The organism is Saprospiraceae bacterium, from assembly GCA_016713025.1.
In the GTDB taxonomy this organism is placed as follows: Bacteria; Bacteroidota; Bacteroidia; order Chitinophagales; family Saprospiraceae; genus OLB9.
On record JADJPZ010000004.1, the window covers coordinates 2712940 to 2731902 of the forward strand.

Sequence of the window (18963 nt, forward strand, 5' to 3'; positions counted from 1 at the left end):
ATATTACTTTTAGTATCAAAAGGTAAGGGGTTTATCCTCCTTTCCCTAAATTTGTGTTAAAAATCCTAGGGAATCAGATATTTTTGAAATTTTTAACACTTTTTATTTTTGTGTATAGGGGAGTTAATCTTACCTTTATCACATGGATATAATCATTCATCTCAATCAGGACGAATCAGACCTTATAAGAGCTTGTATCAACAATGAGAGGTGGGCTCAAAAAAGGTTGTATGAAGACCATTATTCGCTGATGATGGCTCTTGCTATGAGATATGCCGGAAATAATGAAGATGCATTAGACATCCTTCACGAGGCCTTCCTGAAAGTTTTCAAAAACCTGTATAAGTATCAGGAAGGAACATCGCTCATTTCGTGGATGAGAAAGATTACTATCAATACTGCCATAGATTTTTATCGAAAAGACATAAAACACCGTTCTGATGAACTTGATGCTGCAAAACAAGTCAGCACAAATATACCTGATGCTATTTCAGCATTGAGCAGCGAAGAAATTTTAAGTGCCTTGCAGCGATTACCTTATTCTTATCGTTCTGTATTTAATATGTTTGTGATCGAAGGGTATTCTCACAAGGAGATATCAAGCCTTCTTGGTATAAATGAGAGTACTTGCAGGTCTAATCTTGTAAAAGCAAGAACAAAACTTAAAGAAATATTATTGGATTCCAATTTCCGGTTTTAATGAACGATAAAAAATTTGACAATATTGTAAAGGGGAAACTCGATCATCTTAGTCCGTCAGATGGGCAGGATATCTGGTCTTCACTTGAGTCAAAACTTGATATCGTCCAGCCAGTACAAACTGATGACACATTTGATGACACTGTAAAAAGTCACTTACAATCGCACAAGCCACATTACAAATCTGAACACTGGCGCATGCTGAAAACAGAGCTCATCACGATAGAGACAAGGAAAAATACAGTCTTTATCTCAAAGATCCTGGAACTGGCGGCAATTTTCCTCATAGTTTTTACTATAACACAACTTCCTTCATACATTGACAGAGATCAGGCCAACAAAAAAACAGAGCTTTTTGCAAATATTAAGCCGCCAGCAAAAAAAGCGATGCCAGCTTCTGAAAGTTTAGATCAACCTGTTGTAACTCAACAGTCAAAAAAACCAATACAACAACAAAGTCAAATAAATGTCATCAGCTCTATTGATGCAGAAAAAACGCCTTTGACACTGAACTTAGATGAGTCGGCCAGTTCAGGGCTACATTCTAACCTTGTTACAGATTTAAATGACCAGTCTTTGGCAGGAACATTCCAAGTTGCAAATGTTGCAGTCTCTGAAGATGATTCACCATCATCAGAAATAGTGACGAAGAATAATGCCGCAGATATTGGCATGGGCATGTCGTCAGAAATTCGCTCAGATATCGCGAGTTCAAATGTATCTGATGCCGATCATTCAAAGTTAGCTTTTGAAGACCAAATGCAGAATGAAATAACTCAGGACAGAAATCATCAATATTTAGAAAACATAGCGGCGAGAGACTTTTCTGTTCCTGAAACTGAACTAGCATTAATCATACCCATAAAACCAGCTTTACCAGCTATAAAATCCAGAATAGGAGTATCATTATGGGCTGCTAAAGATGTCAACCTTATCAATACTCCGTTTGACAAACTATATTCAATAGCATCATACAAAAAAGAGGCATTGAGCAATGCATACGGAGTAAACATTTCAAAGCAATCTTCCAATATCGAAATTCAGACTGGGTTAGGATATATGTTTAAGGAATATCAACCTAAACTCATTATTGATGAATTTGGTGAATTTGGAGATAACTATTTTGAAAAGAGCCTTAATAAAATATCTTATGATCTGGCTTCCATTCCACTCAACTTAAAATATCATGGCATAAGCGGTGCTGGATGGAGTGCATATTTGATGTTAGGTGCAACTTTAAACGTTGTTGTCAATGCAGAGTATGACATTGCAGAAAGATTGGTCAGAGGTAAACCCAAAGGTGCAAGATATGAAGAGCCAAGATTAGACCAAAAACCATTCATAAAAGGAATATTTCAAGGTGACAATTTGAAAGACAACTTCTATGTAACTCTCGGATTTGGTTTTGGTATAGAAAAGAGCATTTTTAAGAACTCATCCATTTTTGTTCAACCGTCCTATTTCAGACATGTCCTTAGTAACGACATAGGCATCGGGCCAAATAAAGACAAAATCCACACTTCATCCTTACAGGTCGGTATCAAAACTTTTATCAATTAAGGGTATGTTTATACTTTAAGCTTTTCTAATAATTATACTCTGAAAACGAAAATCAAACTGCCGTTTCACCACCCGTGATGTACCTTAATCCAATTTTGTCAAATCATACTGATTTTTCGATTCATTGGAAACTGTTTGCTCAACTCAACAGTTTTGACCCAAATTTACCCATACATTTATATATAACTATGAAAAAATATCAGATTTCAGGTCGATTACATTTTGATGAAAGTGAAATTGATTTAGAATTTTGAAGCTGACAAAGTAGAATTAATTTTCTTCAGATTCCTTTTTACAGATTGATATATCACATCATAAGAGATGATTTCTTTGCCTACATAGACTAGCATCATATAAATGATCTTGCGCTCCGATAATACTCCCGCATCATTAATCTGGATTCTCAAGGCTTCTCTCATCCTTCTTTTTATCAGGTTGCGATCTACAGCTCTTTTCAGATTTCTTTTACTGACAGACACCCCGCAGTGATAGGCACTATCAGCCCCGTCAACTTCTTCTACAAAGTATATCATTTTTACAGGATATACAAAAAATGATTTACCCTCAGTAAAGATTCTGTCTATGAGAATTTTTCCTTTTAGTCTATGGTCCAAAACTGATCATTATATTTTTGTACTTTAGAGTATGTTTAATACATTCACTTTCGCTCAAACATAAAAATTTAAATATACTCTTAAAGAAATTGTAATACCAGAGTACTGTGTGGTAAAAATAAAAAATTCTGATTACAACCAATAAGTGTAATCAGAATTTTTGAAATAATAATTTTTATATTATATATAACTTACTTTGCGCCTTTCTCGTCAGAAACAGTAAGCTTTTGTCTGCCTCTGGCCCGTCTCTTTGCTAATACACGTCTACCGTTTTTAGTAGCCATTCTGGACCTAAAACCGTGCTTATTGACTCTTTTTCTTTTGGATGGTTGATATGTACGTTTCATTTTACTTATCTGAAGATTAACTATTTGAAATAATATTACTCCTTATAAAAAACAAAGAAATTTATCCCTGTTTTTTTAAAAGAAGCGCAAAGGTAAGGATTATTTTTTAATTGAATGCAAATTGAAGTAATTTTATTTTTTTATAACTGTCTCTTATCGACTAAATGAATTAGCCATTCATAGAAACTAAAAACTCATTATTGCTTACAGTGCCATTCATATGCTTCTTGATAAATTCCATTGCTTCATCAGGCTTCATGTCAGCCAGATGATTACGCAATATAAATAATTTTGGCAATACACTTTCAGGTAGTAACAGTTCTTCCCTTCTGGTACTTGACTTCGTGATGTCAATGGCAGGATACATACGTTTGTTGGCCAGAGTTCTGTCCAATTGCAACTCCATATTACCTGTACCTTTAAATTCTTCAAAGATCACTTCATCCATTTTAGAGCCAGTATCGGTAAGTGCAGTTGCCAAAATAGTCAGCGAACCACCATCTTCGATATTTCTGGCCGCACCAAAAAATTTCTTAGGCTTGTGCAGCGCATTGGCTTCCACACCACCCGAAAGCACTCTACCGCTTGTAGGAGCCACTGTATTGTAGGCCCTTGCAAGTCTGGTGATAGAATCAAGTAATACCACGACATCATGGCCACTTTCGACAAGTCTTTTGGCTTTTTCCAAGACGATTCCGGCTACCCTTACATGATTATCTGCTGGCTCATCAAATGTACTTGCGATTACTTCAGCGTGCACACTCCTTTTCATATCAGTGACTTCTTCAGGTCTTTCGTCGATCAGCAAAACTATCAAATAGCACTCAGGATGATTGTCAGCGATAGCATTTGCAATGTCTTTCAGAAGGAAAGTCTTACCTGTTTTAGGTTGGGCGACAATAAGTCCCCTCTGCCCTTTTCCGATCGGAGTAAACAGATCAATCATTCTGTTTCCATAATCTTTGCCTGAAGGATGCGACGCGAGTTTAAACTTTTCGGTCGGAAACAATGGGGTCAGGTAATCAAATGGTACCCTCTCCTTCAATTTAAGCGGATCCAGACCATTGATACTGGAGACTTTTAGAAGTGCAAAATACTTTTCTCCTTCTTTTGGGGGTCTGATTGATCCCAATACGGTATCTCCAGTCTTGAGGCCAAATAACTTGATCTGAGAAGGCGAAACATAAATATCATCCGGTGACGAAAGATAATTGTAATCTGAAGATCTCAAAAAGCCGTAACCATCCACCATGAGTTCAAGGATGCCTTCACTTTCTATCACTCCATCCAGATCTGCTGTAAACTTAGGTTCCTCAGGCTTTGATTCGACTACATGCACTGGTCTTGGTGTGTCAGACTGGTGATTTGTATGAGATGCAGGTTTCGGTGAGTCTGATGGTTGATTTGATTGATGTACAGGTTTATCTGTTAACGGCTGTGGTCTTGAATAATTTCCCTGTCCTGAAGAATGAAATCTTTGATTACGTTGATTCTGATCAAACCGGGGATTTCTTTCTGAAGGGTGGTTAACTTTTTTCACATCGGGTTCTGCTTCCACATCATTCGGAATAGGCTCAGATGTAGGTTTTGCCGGAACTGTGGGACGAAATTCTACTTTTTCAGGTGCTTTTAAAATTTTCACCCGCTCTCTTTTTGATTTTGGTTTTTCACTTTTGTCAGAAATTTCTTCTTCTATTGATGTGATCTCATTTTTAGAAATATTTTCTTCGCTTGATGTGATCTCCTTTTCAGAAATATTTTCTGCAATTACTAGCTGTTCAGTTTCGGTTTCCGTTTTCTTGATAGCTGGCTTCCTGCCTTTTCTTTTATTTTGCTCAGAATGTTCATCATCTTCAGCTACCTTTGACTTACTCAGTATAGCTTGCTGATCCAGAATTTTATAAATTAATTCCTGCTTACTTAGCTTCTTGACATTGTTCAGAGAAAGTTTGTCTGCAAGTGTCTTCAATTCCTGAACAAGCATGTCATTTAATTGCAAAATGTCGTACATAAAATGTATTTAGTGGATATAAATTTAATTAAAATAGTTTTACAGTCTATAAAATGTTAAAAAATTGCATGTTTGTCTACAATTAGAAAATTGATTGTCAAAAGAAATTAGTATGCAAAATATACCAAACAGAAAATTGATTGCGAAAATTTACAATCATAATTATTTAATTTACAATACATTATGATTTAAATTTTCGCAGAATATTTTATGTTCACTATAATTAGGTTTAATAAATTTGAAAATTAGAGTTTTAAAAGTTAAAACGTTGCCAAACCTTTTTTTTCATGTATAATCATACTTCTTGTTGCCTTTTGCCTATTGTACTCTGATCTATGAAATCTAAAATTTTAAATAGTGATTCAAAAATAACCATGCCTTTGATCAATGAAATAACATCAACTTGAGTAGTGTAAAATATCCTGAATTTTACTCTGATGAAAATTATGAAATTAATTTGAAAAGCTTTTTGCTATCGGACGATAGATTTCTTATGAAATTTATGAAAGCACAAAATTAGCTATATATTTTGATATTGTAATTACTATCTTTGCGAAAAATTATTTTTTTTATCAAAATTATTATAAAAAACATATAAATATGCTGGAAATAGGCAATATAAGAGAGAACAAAGAGAGAATTCTGGCCGGACTCCGTAAAAAAAATGCTTCTTCTGAACAAATAGATCTTGTAGATAAAATAATTTCAGAAGATGATAAAAGAAAAAGTATTCAAACGCAACTGGACAATATGTTGTCCAAGACAAATAAGCTTTCTGATGAAATAGGAACATTGTTTAAGAGTGGTAAAGCCGCAGAAGCCAATGCTTTAAAATCTGAAGTAGCAATGCTCAAGGAAGATTCAAAATCACTGGATATACAACTCAAAGTTATCAAAGAAGGTTTGGAAGAGATGATCATCCAACTTCCCAATACGCCTCATGAATCGGTACCAATAGGTCTTAAACCGGAAGACAATGAGGTTTTCCAGGCTTGGGACAAACCGCTTCCGGAGTTAGGAGCCGATGCATTACCCCACTGGGAACTTGCTGAAAAGTACAATCTGATAAGCTTCAAAGATGGGGTCACTCTTACAGGATCAGGTTTTCCGGTTTATAAAGGTCAAGGTGCCAGACTTCAAAGGGCTTTGATCAATTTCTTTCTGGATGAAGCTGTAGTGGCAGGGTATCAAGAAATTCAACCTCCGTTATTGGTAAATAAAGACACAGCCAAAGCCACAGGCCAGCTGCCGGACAAGGAAGGGCAAATGTACTACTGCGAAAAAGATGATTTTTATCTCATTCCGACGGCAGAAGTTCCTCTGACCAATCTTTACAGAGATACGATCCTCTCAAAAAATGATTTCCCAATAAAACTCACAGGGTATACGCCATGTTTTAGAAGAGAAGCAGGTTCTTATGGTTCTGATGTAAAAGGACTTAACAGGTTGCACCAGTTTGATAAGATAGAGATCGTCAGATTGGAACATCCTGATCAATCATACGAGGTGCTCATGGAAATGGTAGAGCATGTGAAAGGACTATTGGCTAAACTGGAACTCCCGTACCGGATATTGAGACTTTGCGGAGGAGATATGAGTTTCAATTCAGCCTTGACATTTGACTTCGAAACCTGGTCGGCTGCGCAAGGAAGATGGCTGGAAGTAAGTTCTGTATCCAATTTTGAGACATTTCAGTCCAATAGGATGAAGCTGAGATTCAGGGACGATGATGGAAAAACAAAATTGGCTCATACCCTCAACGGAAGTGCATTGGCACTAGCTCGTATTGTGGCTACGTTATTGGAAAATCACCAGGTTAAAGACGGTATATATATTCCTAAAGCATTACAGCCTTATACAGGATTTGAGAAGATTGGTTAAAAACATAAATGAATGAGTTGTCTTATTGTACATAGTTATTTGCAGTAAAAATTTACAAAAATTGCCATGTGACTTGAAACTTTTGTTTATGTCTAATGGTTAATAGAAGAAATTATTAAATTTTAAAAATAAACACAGAAATTTTTATGGTAGGAATAGGTTATTGGATTACAATGGGAGTCTTCACTGTCATTGGTATGGTAGTAGGAAACAGATTAAAATCTAAATTTACACATTATAGCAGAATAGGTACCAGAAATGGTAAAAGTGGAAAAGAGGTCGCAGAAGATATGCTTAGACATTATGGTATCCACGATGTTCAAGTAGTCATGGGACAGGGATTTCTTTCTGATCATTACAATCCGGCAAACAAAACAGTGGCTCTTTCTCCTGAAGTTTATAATGGAAGGTCGATAGCGTCGGCGGCTGTTTCAGCTCACGAATGTGGTCATGCAGTCCAGCACAATCAGGCATATAGTATGCTACAGATGAGGTCAAAACTTGTGCCTGTAGTGCAGTTTAGTTCAAGTATACAGCAATTTTTGTTCATGGGAGTGGTATTTGGAATGGGTGCTGGTATAGGAGGTACAACTATGCTTATGATATTAGTAGCTACCTTTGGAGTTACTGCATTATTTAGTCTTATCACTTTACCAGTGGAGTTTGATGCTTCCAATAGAGCATTAGCATGGTTGGATGATTCAGGTTATATGAGAGGAGAAGAGCATGATGGCGCAAAAGATGCTTTGTGGTGGGCTGCAATGACATATGTTTCTGCGGCATTGGGAGCTTTGGTGATGTTTTTGTACTTTCTCTTATCATTCCTTGGAGCAAACAGAGATTAATTTTTTAAAAGAGCTTAACTTTGCACTGCTTAAACAATTAAAATAAGTTATGATTGAAGAAATAGAACTAAGTATTGCAAATACTATAGAGCACTTTGACAAAGCCATAGAACACCTTGCTTTCGAGCTCAATAAAATCAGAGCCGGAAAGGCTTCTCCTGCGATGCTGGATGGTCTTATGGTGGACTATTATGGCTCTCCTACCCCATTGAATCAGGTGGCCAATATCACTACTCCTGATGCCCGGACAATCAGTATTCAGCCGTGGGAAAAGAAATCACTTGCACCAATAGAGAGAGCGATTTTTGAAGCCAACCTAGGTATTACTCCTATGAATGATGGAGAAGTAGTGAGATTGATGATTCCACCGATGAGTGAAGAAAGAAGGTTGAACATGGTCAAACAAGCCAAACATGCTGCAGAAGAGTCACGTATCGGCATCAGGGCGCATAGGCACAAAATCATGGAATACATTAAGAAAAAAGTAAAAGATGGTTTTCCTGAAGATCTGGGAAAGAGGAAAGAAGATGAAGTTCAGAAAACGATTGAATCTTACATGGTCAAGATCGAAAAAATGATTGAAGTCAAAGAAAAAGACATCATGACTGTATAATTTTTATTAGGGTATCATTGAATGATAAAGTGATACAGTAAACCTGAAAATTACAAAGAGCAGATGATAAAATGTATCTGCTCTTTTTTTTCAAACCCAGGCTTCAAAAAAGGATCTGCTACGACCTTAGTGTTAAATCTTAATTGATAGGCCAGGATTTTACTTCTCGCGTCTTGGGTGTATTTCATTTTTTCGCCTCACATTAAAAATCATCAATTTGTTTTAAGATTCAGGCAAGATGCCTTAATATATTGCATCGAAGTTAGAAGCTACGACGAACAAACGATGCTTTAGATACATGATCCTGCAGATCAATTACTCCCGCCTATCGGGGCAGGAGCGTAGCTCTTCTTTGTAGAACACATTAGCACCTGAAACATAAAGGGCGTAGCCCTGACATCTTATATTTACCACATCTTTTAAGATCACAGGGCAACGCCCCGACGTGGTGGTGTATGGACATTTTTGCTACAAAGATCACAGGACTACGTCCATATATTAATTTCGGACATAAAGATTAGAGATAATAGAAAGGTGTATTTCAGGTCTGATGTATTGATTATAAATATTTACAGACCGTAATCAACCCTATAAATGAAAAGCTATTACCTAAATATCTAAAATGAGATTCGTAGTGAGAGCTTCAAATACAATAAAATCAGCATTTTTAGCGACAAATCATAGTCACCATTATGGTGCGAAGCTAAAAGTGAGCAACGCGACTGATTTTGAAGTATTTGGAGGTCGTAATAGATTATCATTTTAGATTTTTAGGTATTATATAATACACTACCATAATGAGCCAACGTTCATTTCTATCGAAATCAGAACCAAACCAAAAAAATAAAATCGAAAATAATTACAGCATTTTATATATTATAAAAAATAATAATATATCTTTGTCCTTCTTTTAAGTATGTTGGTCTATTTTTTTTGATGACGACATACTTACAGGAATATATTTGAGTTATCATTTTAGAACTTAATACAACAAATATTTAAAAATATGAATCAGAGATTGTCATCGTTTTTTATATTTTGCTCAGGAGCAGTTGATTCCATTCTCAAAAGATGCCCAAGTGACTACAATAAGTACCACGGCATAGGGGCAACCATATTTTTTACTGGGGTGTTCTCAGCGATTTCAGCCGGATATGCTTTATATACTGTGTTTCAATCTTATGTATCTGCGACTATATTTGCGATATTGTGGGGTATGATGATATTCAACCTGGACAGATACATTGTCTCAGGAATGAGAAAAAAGAACAATATTCTCAAAGAAATAGGTATGGCGTTGCCCAGGGTCGTACTGGCAGTATTTATTGGCATCGTCATAGCTACGCCTCTGGAGCTGAAGTTGTTTGAATCTGAAATCAACGCTGAAATAGGTATGATGCAGCAGGAGACATACAAAATGCAGGATGACTTGCTCAATAAAAGATATGAAGCTGATGTTAAAACTGTCAATGATGAAATAAAATTATTGCGTGATAAACTCAATAATGCTGATCAGGAAAGGATCACCAGAACCAAAGAAGCACTGGCAGAAGCTGACGGAACAGGCGGAAGTAAGATCAGAGCCATGGGCAATATTTACAAAGCTAAGTCACTGGCAGCCGAAAAATCCGAACAGGACTATCAAATGGTATATGCAGAAATCAAACCTATGCTGGATGTCCAGCTCACAAAACTGGACGAAATCGATCAAAAAAAGAAAGATGAAACTGCTACTCTCAGCAGGGCATCACTCACAGGCTTTGCCTCAAGACTGAAAGCATTGCACAGACTGTCAGACAGAGAAGAGGCCATAAGAATAGCCGGTCTCTTTATTACTATACTATTTCTGATCATAGAGTGTTCTCCTATCTTAGTCAAACTCATCAGTGAAAAATCCCCTTATGATCAGCGAGTAGATACTCTCGAAACTGAATATCATCTGGCCAATCTGAAAGCCACTACCCTGTCAAAACTGGCTACTGATTCGCAACTTACTTTTGAAAACAAAACAGCAGGGTTCAGAATAACAGAGATGGTCAATGCTGAAAATGAAGTCTTTGCTCATGCCTTAAGGCGAGAGAAAGAACAGATTATGGAAAAACAGGAAGGATGGTTTGCATTGTTACGTAAGAGAAGGATCTTTGATTTCTGAGAATGATACTTCATATTTGATGTTAAGTCCTTCCTAATTAAGCCTGCCTGATTTGTAAGGCTGTGAATAACTGAATGATTGCAAAGTCAAAAAGGAAAATACATAGTTGTCTTAATCTTTGGTCGCTGAACAAAATTCAAGGTAGAATCAACCAGGTGTGATCACTGATAATCTAAACTCCTTTCAGAAATCCCAGCTTTCTATCAGGAGTGATGACTAAGTGAAAGTTTTCTTTGAATAACTTAATAGCAATAGCCAAAAGGATGATTCCAAATACCTTACGCAATACTGCAGCTCCGGCATCTCCGAGTTTGTCTTTGATCCAATCCGAAAAATGAAGTACACCAAAGACAACGATGATATTCAGAAAAATAGCTGCCAATATATCCATGTTGGGATATTTTGATTTTAACGAAATAATAGTGGTCATGGTGCCGGCTCCTGCAATCAGCGGAAATGCTATAGGGACGATAGACCCAGTCTCAAGGCCTTGATTCTCCCTGAAAAACTTGACACCCAGAATCATCTCCAACCCAATGAAAAAGATAATAATCGCCCCAGCGACAGCAAACGACTGAACGTCCACTCCAAATATCTTAAGGATACCTTCTCCCGCATAAAGAAAACCTACCATCAATGCCAGCGAAGCCAGGGCTGCTTTCATAGAATCCACTTCTATCCCTTTCTTCTTTAAGTCAATCACCACAGGTATATTGCCCAAAATGTCAATAACAGAAAACAGGATCAATCCTATAGATAAAATATTTTGAATACTCATAAAAAATATAATTTTGTATATAGTCACATTAATGACGTGTAAAACAATAAAATGTTGCAAAATATCATTCTGCAACATTTTATTTTACAATTCTTTAACAAACATTAACCAATTGATATTCGCCAATGCTGGCGAAACAACCTTATCAATCTAAAGATTAAATTCTGGTGTGACTATGCCCAAAAAGCCCTTTAAGGTGTCAAACTTCACCTATATCCTGGACACTGACGTGATTTGGGTCTTCATTCTTTTTTACAAAAATAGACACGATGGCTGCAAAAATCAAAACAAATATTGATCCATATACTATTTGCAAAAGCATTTTGCCAGGAGTAAAGGCATTGGCAGCCTCTTCTTCAGCTTTTTCTAAAGCCGCAGCCATCTGGTCTTCTGGCATTCCAAATTTTTCCATCATAGAACGTGCTGTTTCTACGCTAATCTCGGCCAACTTTTCCACAAGACTCGGGTCAATAAGTTGTATCAGAATAATTGAAAACAAAGTACTGATTACAGTTCCAGTAAGACCAGTGAGAAAAGTAGTCTTTAAAGCCTGCCCATAAGACAACACGCCTCCATTTGCTTCTCTTTCAGCCTTGCCGGCTAGATAAAATAATACTATCATGATTACAAAACCTAAGAGCATTTGCATCCAAACATTGATAGGTGTCACATAGTAGGATACCAATTGTACAAGTATGGTGATAATCCCGAGATACATCCCATATTTCACCCAATTAGATTGTAAAAAGTCCATTTCTATTTTGATTTTAGTGTTTAATAATGGGTAAAATTATTGAATCATTTTGGATTTTATCATTATTTCTAACAATAATTTTTTTGATGATCTTTAAATCGTGCATTCCCCTTGATATCGAATCAGTTTCAAAAAAGCATTTTAACCCTGGTTCATTATAATTTGGATGTGCATAAAAATAACAATGCCGTAGGTCCACCTTCATGGTGTCCACATATAACTCTATCTGATTTACAAATGCAGCAATGATTTTATGCACTTTTGTACTCTCGGTTCCCTGTATCTTGTTGTTCCAGTATTGTTGTTGCTCATTTATGATAACATCCATAGAGTCCAAATCAGATTTTTGGTTTGAATATTTTGATTTGCTTTTTATTTCTCTTTTTTTATCGTATAAGGACTTTATAGCTTTTTCTTTAATATTCTTTGTAGCATCAAGAAATTTGTCATCCACCATATTGTTGTTAAACCATCTGAAACTAAAACCACTCTTTTTATAAGGTACAAGCGAAGTATCAGCAGATGCAATTTTGACCATGTCAGTATTGATCCTGATGAACAAAGATGAAACGGACTCTGTGACATTAAAATTTGCCAGAGATATCCACCTTAATTGTTTTTTGTTTACCTTCCTTTCTTCATTGGGATACTCAGAAAGTCTGATATTTCTGAGATCATCATAATAAGTGTCATCCAATAAAGTGCCGCTATATAACTTCTGAAGTCTGTCCGGCTCATAAGGGTTTGAGACATTTTCAAACATAGTATATCCACCTATTACAATAAAAATATAAGGTATAGATATATAAAATAGTTTTCTGGTATAATCATTGTCGATAAAGTTGTACAACAAAGGCCGGTACAAAAAAGACAAAGTGGTAGCACTGAAATACCTGTAAAGGAAAAAATAAATACGGGATATTGACTTTTCTTTAATCTTTTTAAATCCTCCTAAAGTAATCAGGTCAATAAAAACCAGAGCACCCAAAATGAGATATAAAAGAGCAAAATAGGTTACAAATGCTACACCTGAATAATTATCTTTAAAAATTATATTGCCCACCTCCATGATCAGAACTATCTGAATAAAAAACAGCATAAGTGAAAGGAACAACATGAACAACAAAAAAGTAAATGCAAAGAGGACACTACATATTTTCTCAAGTCTTTCGATGAAGTCATCATAACTTCCTACTTTCTTCTTAAGATATTCGGTCATCCTTGGAGAATATCTCAATGCATCATAATTAATATCCTGCGACACATAACGTAATCCTATAGCTCCTATCCAAAGGCCACGCAGTATAACATGGACGATCAGGTTTATAAAAAAAATAAGCCATCCTGTCTTCAATATAAAATGAAACAGTATAGCAAGGAAACGAAAATCACCATCAAAATCACTTTGAATCATAAACTCAATATCGGTAATGACAGTGCGGGCCGCATATATCCCAAATATTGCAAATCCTGAAATCAACAGCTCAAGTTGCCAGGACTCTTGCTGTAATTTTTCCAGCCACTCCTTAAAAATTGATTTATTATTGTCTTCCTGCATGATTCAGTATTATTACATAAATGTAGTCTCTTTGTAATCAAATTGATGTGGATGATCGGTATTATAATGCAATCCTCGACTCTCTTTTCGCATTTGTGCAGCTTTAGTAATCAGGTAAGCTATCGTGATGAGGTTGCGCAGTTCGCACAACTGTGGTGATATGATAGTATTATGATACAATAATTCAGTCTCGGTATATAGTAAGTGAAGTCTGTCCAACGCTCTTTTGAGACGAACATCAGTTCTGACTATGCCGACGTAACTGCTCATGATTTCCTTGAGTTCTTTTGAGCTTTGTGTCAATAAAACCATCTCCTTGGGTTCGGTAGTACCTTCAGCATCCCATTCAGGTATAGTATTTTCGATATGCCACCCGTCGATTTTATTTTCGATGTCCTGGTGTATCCGGTCTGCAAAAACCAGGCCTTCAAGCAATGAATTCGATGCCAAACGATTGGCACCATGTAATCCCGAGCAGGTACATTCGCCTGCAGCATAGAGGCGCATGATACTGGTTTGCCCCATTTCATCTGTAAAAATACCTCCACAAGTATAATGACAGGCAGGCACTACAGGTATAAAGTCTCTTGCGGGATCAATACCAAGACTTTTGCACTTATCTGTGATATTGGGGAAATGATTGTAAAATGCTTCCTGATCAAGATGGGTACAATCAAGATATTCGTAATCATCTCCTCGCAATTTCATTTCATTGTCAATTGCTCGAGCCACTATGTCTCGTGGAGCAAGCGATAATCTTTCGTCATACTTATGCATGAATTCCTTCCCATCAGTGGTCTTCAATACTCCTCCAAATCCTCTCACGGCTTCTGATACTAAAAACGCAGGGTTTTCGCCAGCAGGGTTATAAAGGGAAGTAGGATGAAACTGCATAAATTCCATATTGGCCACCCGACCTTTGGCCCTGTACACCATGGCTATACCATCACCTGTGGCAATAGTAGGGTTAGTAGTGCTCTTATACACTTGCCCTGCCCCACCGGTAGCCAATACCGTAACTCTTGATAAAAAGGTTTCAATCTCTTTACTATTTTTGTTGAAAACATAGGCACCGTAACACTCAATATCCGGCGTGAGCCTGGTCACATTGCGCCCCAGATGATGCTGGGTGATGATATCAATAGCAAAATAATGTTCATGAAATTCAATATTGGGATATTGTTTGGCTTTTTCAATGAGTGTTCGCTGAATTTCCCAGCCAGTGATATCTTTGTAATGAAGGATACGGTTTTCTGAATGACCTCCTTCTCTGCCAAGGTCATAGTCACCTTTTTTATTTTTATCAAATCTGGCCCCCCACTCTATGATCTCACGCACTCTTTCGGGACCTTCCTTTACGACGATTTCCACGATTTTTTCATCACATATACCATCGCCTGCATCCAGGGTATCTTCAATATGTTTTCTGAAATTGTCGATATTATTGTCCCATACTGCAGCCACTCCTCCTTGAGCATAACTTGTGTTGGATTCTTTTTCGTGTGTCTTTGTAAGGACCGTTATCTTTAAGTCGGGTCTCTTTTCTGCCATACGGATGGCAAATGAAAATCCAGCAACTCCCGCCCCGACAACAAGTACATCTGTGTATCACTCTTGATATTTTATAATTGCAACAAAAGTATAAAACTTAAGCGTACAACCAAAATTTAGGGGTTTGGTTTTAGGGGTTTGGTGTCAGTTATAATGGTGGTTAGGTTGCTATGATTATTTATTTCCTGATAAAGTCAGGATAACATTTTCATAAAAAGTTCGATATCCAACGGATGATCTGTCGCTAAGCATTTTTCGATAATTTGCCTGTGAGATTGGCAGCACATCAAAAGTATATTCGGCATTATTTGAAAATTCACTTTTATCTTTTATGGCCTTATTTGCATACTCAATCGCTTTTTCTTCATTTTCAAACTTTCTCACCAGAATTATTTGGGTGTTTTCTTCGATATTAAGTGTGGCATCTCCTTGCTGTAAACGCTCAGTTTTAAAATGTTTTTTATTATACTCTGATACTGCTACCTTAAGATTGGTGTATTTTGTTTCATCAATGTTGTATGTGATCACAATGGAATAGTGAGTGACATTCGTTTCTCTTTCGTATTTATTGTCCACATCCTTTACAGTTGTAAAAGCGGATTGGTCTCCTCCGAGTAATCGCATTATTTCCCTTGCTTTCAGGTGTTCAGGTGTGTTGGGATAGTTGCTTATCACCTCATTCAAGCCTCTGATATATGCGTCCTTTCCGCCTTGTCCCCCCATACACATAGCTTTGAGTAACATAATTTTGGCGTGATAATTATGATTTTCACCTGCAACTTCAGGAGTTTTATCCAGCAGTGCTACAGCTTCTGCATATTTTCCGGATTCAAAAAGTGTATATGCTGATTTGTAATGCTGATCTGTTTTGTCTGTAACACCTCCTGATTTATTAATATCATTAGCATTGTCCAATATAGCATTATAGTTAGATTGAGGGTGTTTGGATGATAGTCTATTTTTATATTCCTCAGCTTTTGATTTATTGCCCAAATCCATGTAGTCAAGGTACAAATAGAAAAACGACTCAGCTTCATTTGTTGTAGTACCAAATCTTGAATTCATATTTTCAAGGGTCGATGCAGATTTACTGTAATTTTCGATCTTATCTCTGAACAACTTTCCAAGAGTGAACATGCTATTCATAAGACGGTCATTTGTCTCTTGTTTCTTAATGGGATTTGTGGGTAATTCACGAAGAAATCTTTCATACTCTTCCACATTGGCGATATCAGGTGGAGTGCCGCTTGATTCAGCTATTTTATTAGTATTATTATCTTCTCCTGAAGATATACTTCTTGCACTCCTTCTCCAGTCATCATTCAGCGCTCTTTTACCCCATATTTTTTCAAAACTCTCTTTGCCCTGTGTCTTTGTATTTTTGTTGTAAGCAAAAAATGAACTCTGTCCGAAATCTATATTGCCGAAATTATCAAATAGATTTTTTGTCACAATATTCCCACTACCTGACAATGTTTGTTTTTTCTGATTTCTGGCTAAATATGGTGGGATGGCCTTTTTTCTTTCATCTGCTGACAAGGATACAAAATACAACAAAGTATCCTGATAATTTATATTTTCGATATTAGTAGCTATATCCTTTAGATTATTAGCCAGTTTTTGCACCTGAATGTATCTGGAATCAGCGACTGGCAGATTAGCCAGGGTCGAATCGTAGTAAGCTGATGCTTCAAGGTATCTCTCATTTTGGTATTGTAATTGAGCGATATGATAGTATGATTCTGTTTTTAATTTTTGATCGCTAACGTTATTAGAAATCGAATTTTTGAAATTTTCAATAGCCAGCACAAAATTATTCTGTGACAATTCAATTTCTGCAATAGTAAAGTAAATCTGGTCCTTCACATCACTGTTTTTGGTATCTTTAAGCATAGCTTGCAAGTCAGAAATAGCATCAGATTTTGACTTGCTGCCGCTTTGGATACTTGTTTTTGCAGTAGCCAGTTCAGCCATAAATGCAAGTTTCGGAGTTCTGGCATACTTTTTTGAAATAGTAAAATATTCCAGTGCTTTGGTGTGATTTTTTTGATTTTGATATAATTGAGCAAGAATGTAGGCATATCGGGCTTTCAGTTGTTTATCTCCTTCTTCATCAATTGCCTGTATTAATTTTGGTGCGGCTTCATCATATTTTTTTTGCTTTATGTAAAGATTGGCATATGTAGCCGGGAGCTCACTTTTGATTTCATCACTTATCGCACTTTTCTCCAGTTTTTGAAGCAACATTTCTGCAGAAAACCAGTTTTCACGCTTGATATAAGTTTTTGCCAACCATAGCAACCCTTCGCTATAAGCAGTTTTGTCAACCTCCGGTTTTTTACTTTTCTCTATTTTTTCAGATGCAATTTCATCCTCTTTTTCTTCTTTTTCCTTGACTGTCTTAGTTGATTTTGAGACTTCCTTTTTTCTTGGTTCAGTTACTTTGTTTTCAGTTTTCTGAATATCGTCAGATTTTTGTTGCTCCGTTACCTTAAGTGGCTGTTTTTCAGCCGGCTTATGAGGTTGTTTTATTTCAGGCTTTATCTCTTCCTGTTTCTCTACTTCTGGTTGTTTTACTTCCTGAGTTTTGGGGGTTGATACCGGTTTTTTAGTTTTAATGCCCTTCTTTCTGTTTTTTGCATCTTCTTTCCTTTGCTTTTCTTTTTCTTTTTTTAACCTTTCACGTTCTTTTGCGGTCTCTTTTTTCTTCTGCTCTTTAGACTTTGCTTCAACTTTTCGCGCAGCTTCTTTACTTTCTTTCTCCTCTTCTTTTAGCTTAGTTTCAGCTTTTCTTTCCTCTTCTTTATTTTTTCTTTCTTCTTCTTTAAGTTTTGCTGTAGCTTTTTTTTCTGCTTCCCTTTCTTCTGCAATCAATTTTTTTTCTGCTTCCCTTTCTTCAGCCAACTGTTTTTTTTCTTCTTCTTTTTTTTCTTTTTCTGCCTCTTTCAACTTTGCCTTTTCTTTAGTTTCAGCCTCTTTAACTTTTTTTGCAGCCTTACCTGTCAATTTTTTACTTTTATAATTCCTTCCATAAGGGTTGGATGGATTAAAATCTTCCTGAAAGTATTCCAATGTTTCTTCAGTAGTTTCGAACTCCTGCTTTAGATATTGGGCCTTAGCCATCATCACATAACAATCATCGACCCAATCAGAAGGCTCATGAAGTTGTGCCACAGTAGTCACTTTTTCGATGATTTTGTCCATATCACCTTTTACCATTTTAGGGTTGTCTATGGATATATAGTCTTCTACTTCTAGTATTTTGTTATAATCATCCACATTTGCGGCTCTGAGGGTGCGCATGCTTTCCTTTAGGATTTCGTTGGCATTCCACTATCCGTTATAATAGGCCGTGGTATTATGGTAAAATTTACCCACTGCTCCTGTTTCGTTCCTTTTCTTTTTAGTAACACAGGAATCAAGGATGATCGGCAAAATTAAAATGGCTAATAAAGTTAAGAATCTATGTTTCAAAATATATTATAATTAAAAGTAATGTTTACAATTTCCGACAAAGATAATTCCAGTTTTTGTTAATAATTCTATAATTATCATACTGTAAGGATTAATATAACTAATTTTGCAGAAAATTATTTTATT

Annotated in this window: 15 protein-coding genes; 7 read left to right on the forward strand and 8 right to left on the reverse strand. The window is 36.3% G+C overall.

The features are described from left to right. Nucleotides 1-142 precede the first annotated feature (142 nt). Both IPK35_17780 and IPK35_17785 read left to right on the forward strand, forming a co-directional pair. Nucleotides 143-700 (forward strand): RNA polymerase sigma factor, encoded by a 558-nt coding sequence (locus tag IPK35_17780; GenBank protein MBK8055065.1) that lies wholly within the window; start codon nucleotides 143-145, stop codon nucleotides 698-700. Beyond that, complete coding sequence (locus IPK35_17785) at nucleotides 700-2259, forward strand: hypothetical protein (protein ID MBK8055066.1); 1560 nt, start codon at nucleotides 700-702, stop codon at nucleotides 2257-2259. The genes IPK35_17780 and IPK35_17785 overlap by 1 nt, the downstream gene beginning before the upstream one ends. Nucleotides 2260-2501: 242 nt before the next feature. On the opposite strand, the gene rnpA is transcribed toward IPK35_17785, so the two are convergent. The 3 genes from rnpA to rho all read right to left on the reverse strand — a co-directional run bounded on the left by rnpA (nucleotide 2502) and on the right by rho (nucleotide 5231). After that, the gene (rnpA, locus tag IPK35_17790) at nucleotides 2502-2873 is read right to left on the reverse strand and encodes a ribonuclease P protein component (protein MBK8055067.1); all 372 of its coding nucleotides are present in this window, start codon (nucleotides 2871-2873) and stop codon (nucleotides 2502-2504) included. Between the two features lie 191 nt (nucleotides 2874-3064). Continuing rightward, nucleotides 3065-3220: a 50S ribosomal protein L34 gene (gene rpmH, locus IPK35_17795; protein MBK8055068.1), complete on the reverse strand. Its 156-nt coding sequence runs from the start codon at nucleotides 3218-3220 to the stop codon at nucleotides 3065-3067. Nucleotides 3221-3389: 169 nt separating this feature from the next. Continuing rightward, nucleotides 3390-5231 (reverse strand): transcription termination factor Rho, encoded by a 1842-nt coding sequence (gene rho / locus IPK35_17800; protein MBK8055069.1) that lies wholly within the window; start codon nucleotides 5229-5231, stop codon nucleotides 3390-3392. A gap of 600 nt (nucleotides 5232-5831) precedes the next feature. Between rho and serS the strand changes: the two genes are divergently transcribed. The 5 genes from serS (at nucleotide 5832) to IPK35_17825 (ending at nucleotide 10722) form a co-directional block, all read left to right on the forward strand. Next, entirely contained in the window at nucleotides 5832-7112 is a 1281-nt protein-coding gene (gene serS, locus IPK35_17805; protein MBK8055070.1) for a serine--tRNA ligase, read from the forward strand. 155 nt (nucleotides 7113-7267) lie between these two features. Then, a complete protein-coding gene (locus IPK35_17810) occupies nucleotides 7268-7957 on the forward strand; it encodes a zinc metallopeptidase (protein ID MBK8055071.1) in 690 nt (229 codons plus the stop codon). Nucleotides 7958-8006: 49 nt separating this feature from the next. Continuing rightward, nucleotides 8007-8570, forward strand: coding sequence for a ribosome recycling factor (gene frr / locus IPK35_17815; GenBank protein MBK8055072.1), 564 nt, complete (start codon nucleotides 8007-8009; stop codon nucleotides 8568-8570). Between the two features lie 622 nt (nucleotides 8571-9192). Continuing rightward, nucleotides 9193-9336, forward strand: a complete 144-nt coding sequence (locus tag IPK35_17820; GenBank protein MBK8055073.1) for a hypothetical protein — start codon at nucleotides 9193-9195, stop codon at nucleotides 9334-9336. Between the two features lie 240 nt (nucleotides 9337-9576). Beyond that, nucleotides 9577-10722, forward strand: coding sequence for a DUF4407 domain-containing protein (locus IPK35_17825; GenBank protein MBK8055074.1), 1146 nt, complete (start codon nucleotides 9577-9579; stop codon nucleotides 10720-10722). Between the two features lie 172 nt (nucleotides 10723-10894). On the opposite strand, the gene IPK35_17830 is transcribed toward IPK35_17825, so the two are convergent. From IPK35_17830 to IPK35_17850, 5 genes are all read right to left on the reverse strand, one after another. Continuing rightward, nucleotides 10895-11500 (reverse strand): MarC family protein, encoded by a 606-nt coding sequence (locus IPK35_17830; protein MBK8055075.1) that lies wholly within the window; start codon nucleotides 11498-11500, stop codon nucleotides 10895-10897. Nucleotides 11501-11699: 199 nt separating this feature from the next. Beyond that, a complete protein-coding gene (locus IPK35_17835) occupies nucleotides 11700-12254 on the reverse strand; it encodes a DUF4199 domain-containing protein (protein ID MBK8055076.1) in 555 nt (184 codons plus the stop codon). Nucleotides 12255-12267: 13 nt separating this feature from the next. Continuing rightward, complete coding sequence (locus IPK35_17840) at nucleotides 12268-13812, reverse strand: hypothetical protein (protein ID MBK8055077.1); 1545 nt, start codon at nucleotides 13810-13812, stop codon at nucleotides 12268-12270. A 12-nt stretch (nucleotides 13813-13824) separates the two neighbouring features. Beyond that, entirely contained in the window at nucleotides 13825-15369 is a 1545-nt protein-coding gene (nadB, locus tag IPK35_17845) for an L-aspartate oxidase (GenBank protein ID MBK8055078.1), read from the reverse strand. 168 nt (nucleotides 15370-15537) lie between these two features. After that, nucleotides 15538-18666, reverse strand: a complete 3129-nt coding sequence (locus tag IPK35_17850; protein ID MBK8055079.1) for a tetratricopeptide repeat protein — start codon at nucleotides 18664-18666, stop codon at nucleotides 15538-15540. Nucleotides 18667-18963: the final 297 nt, after the last annotated feature.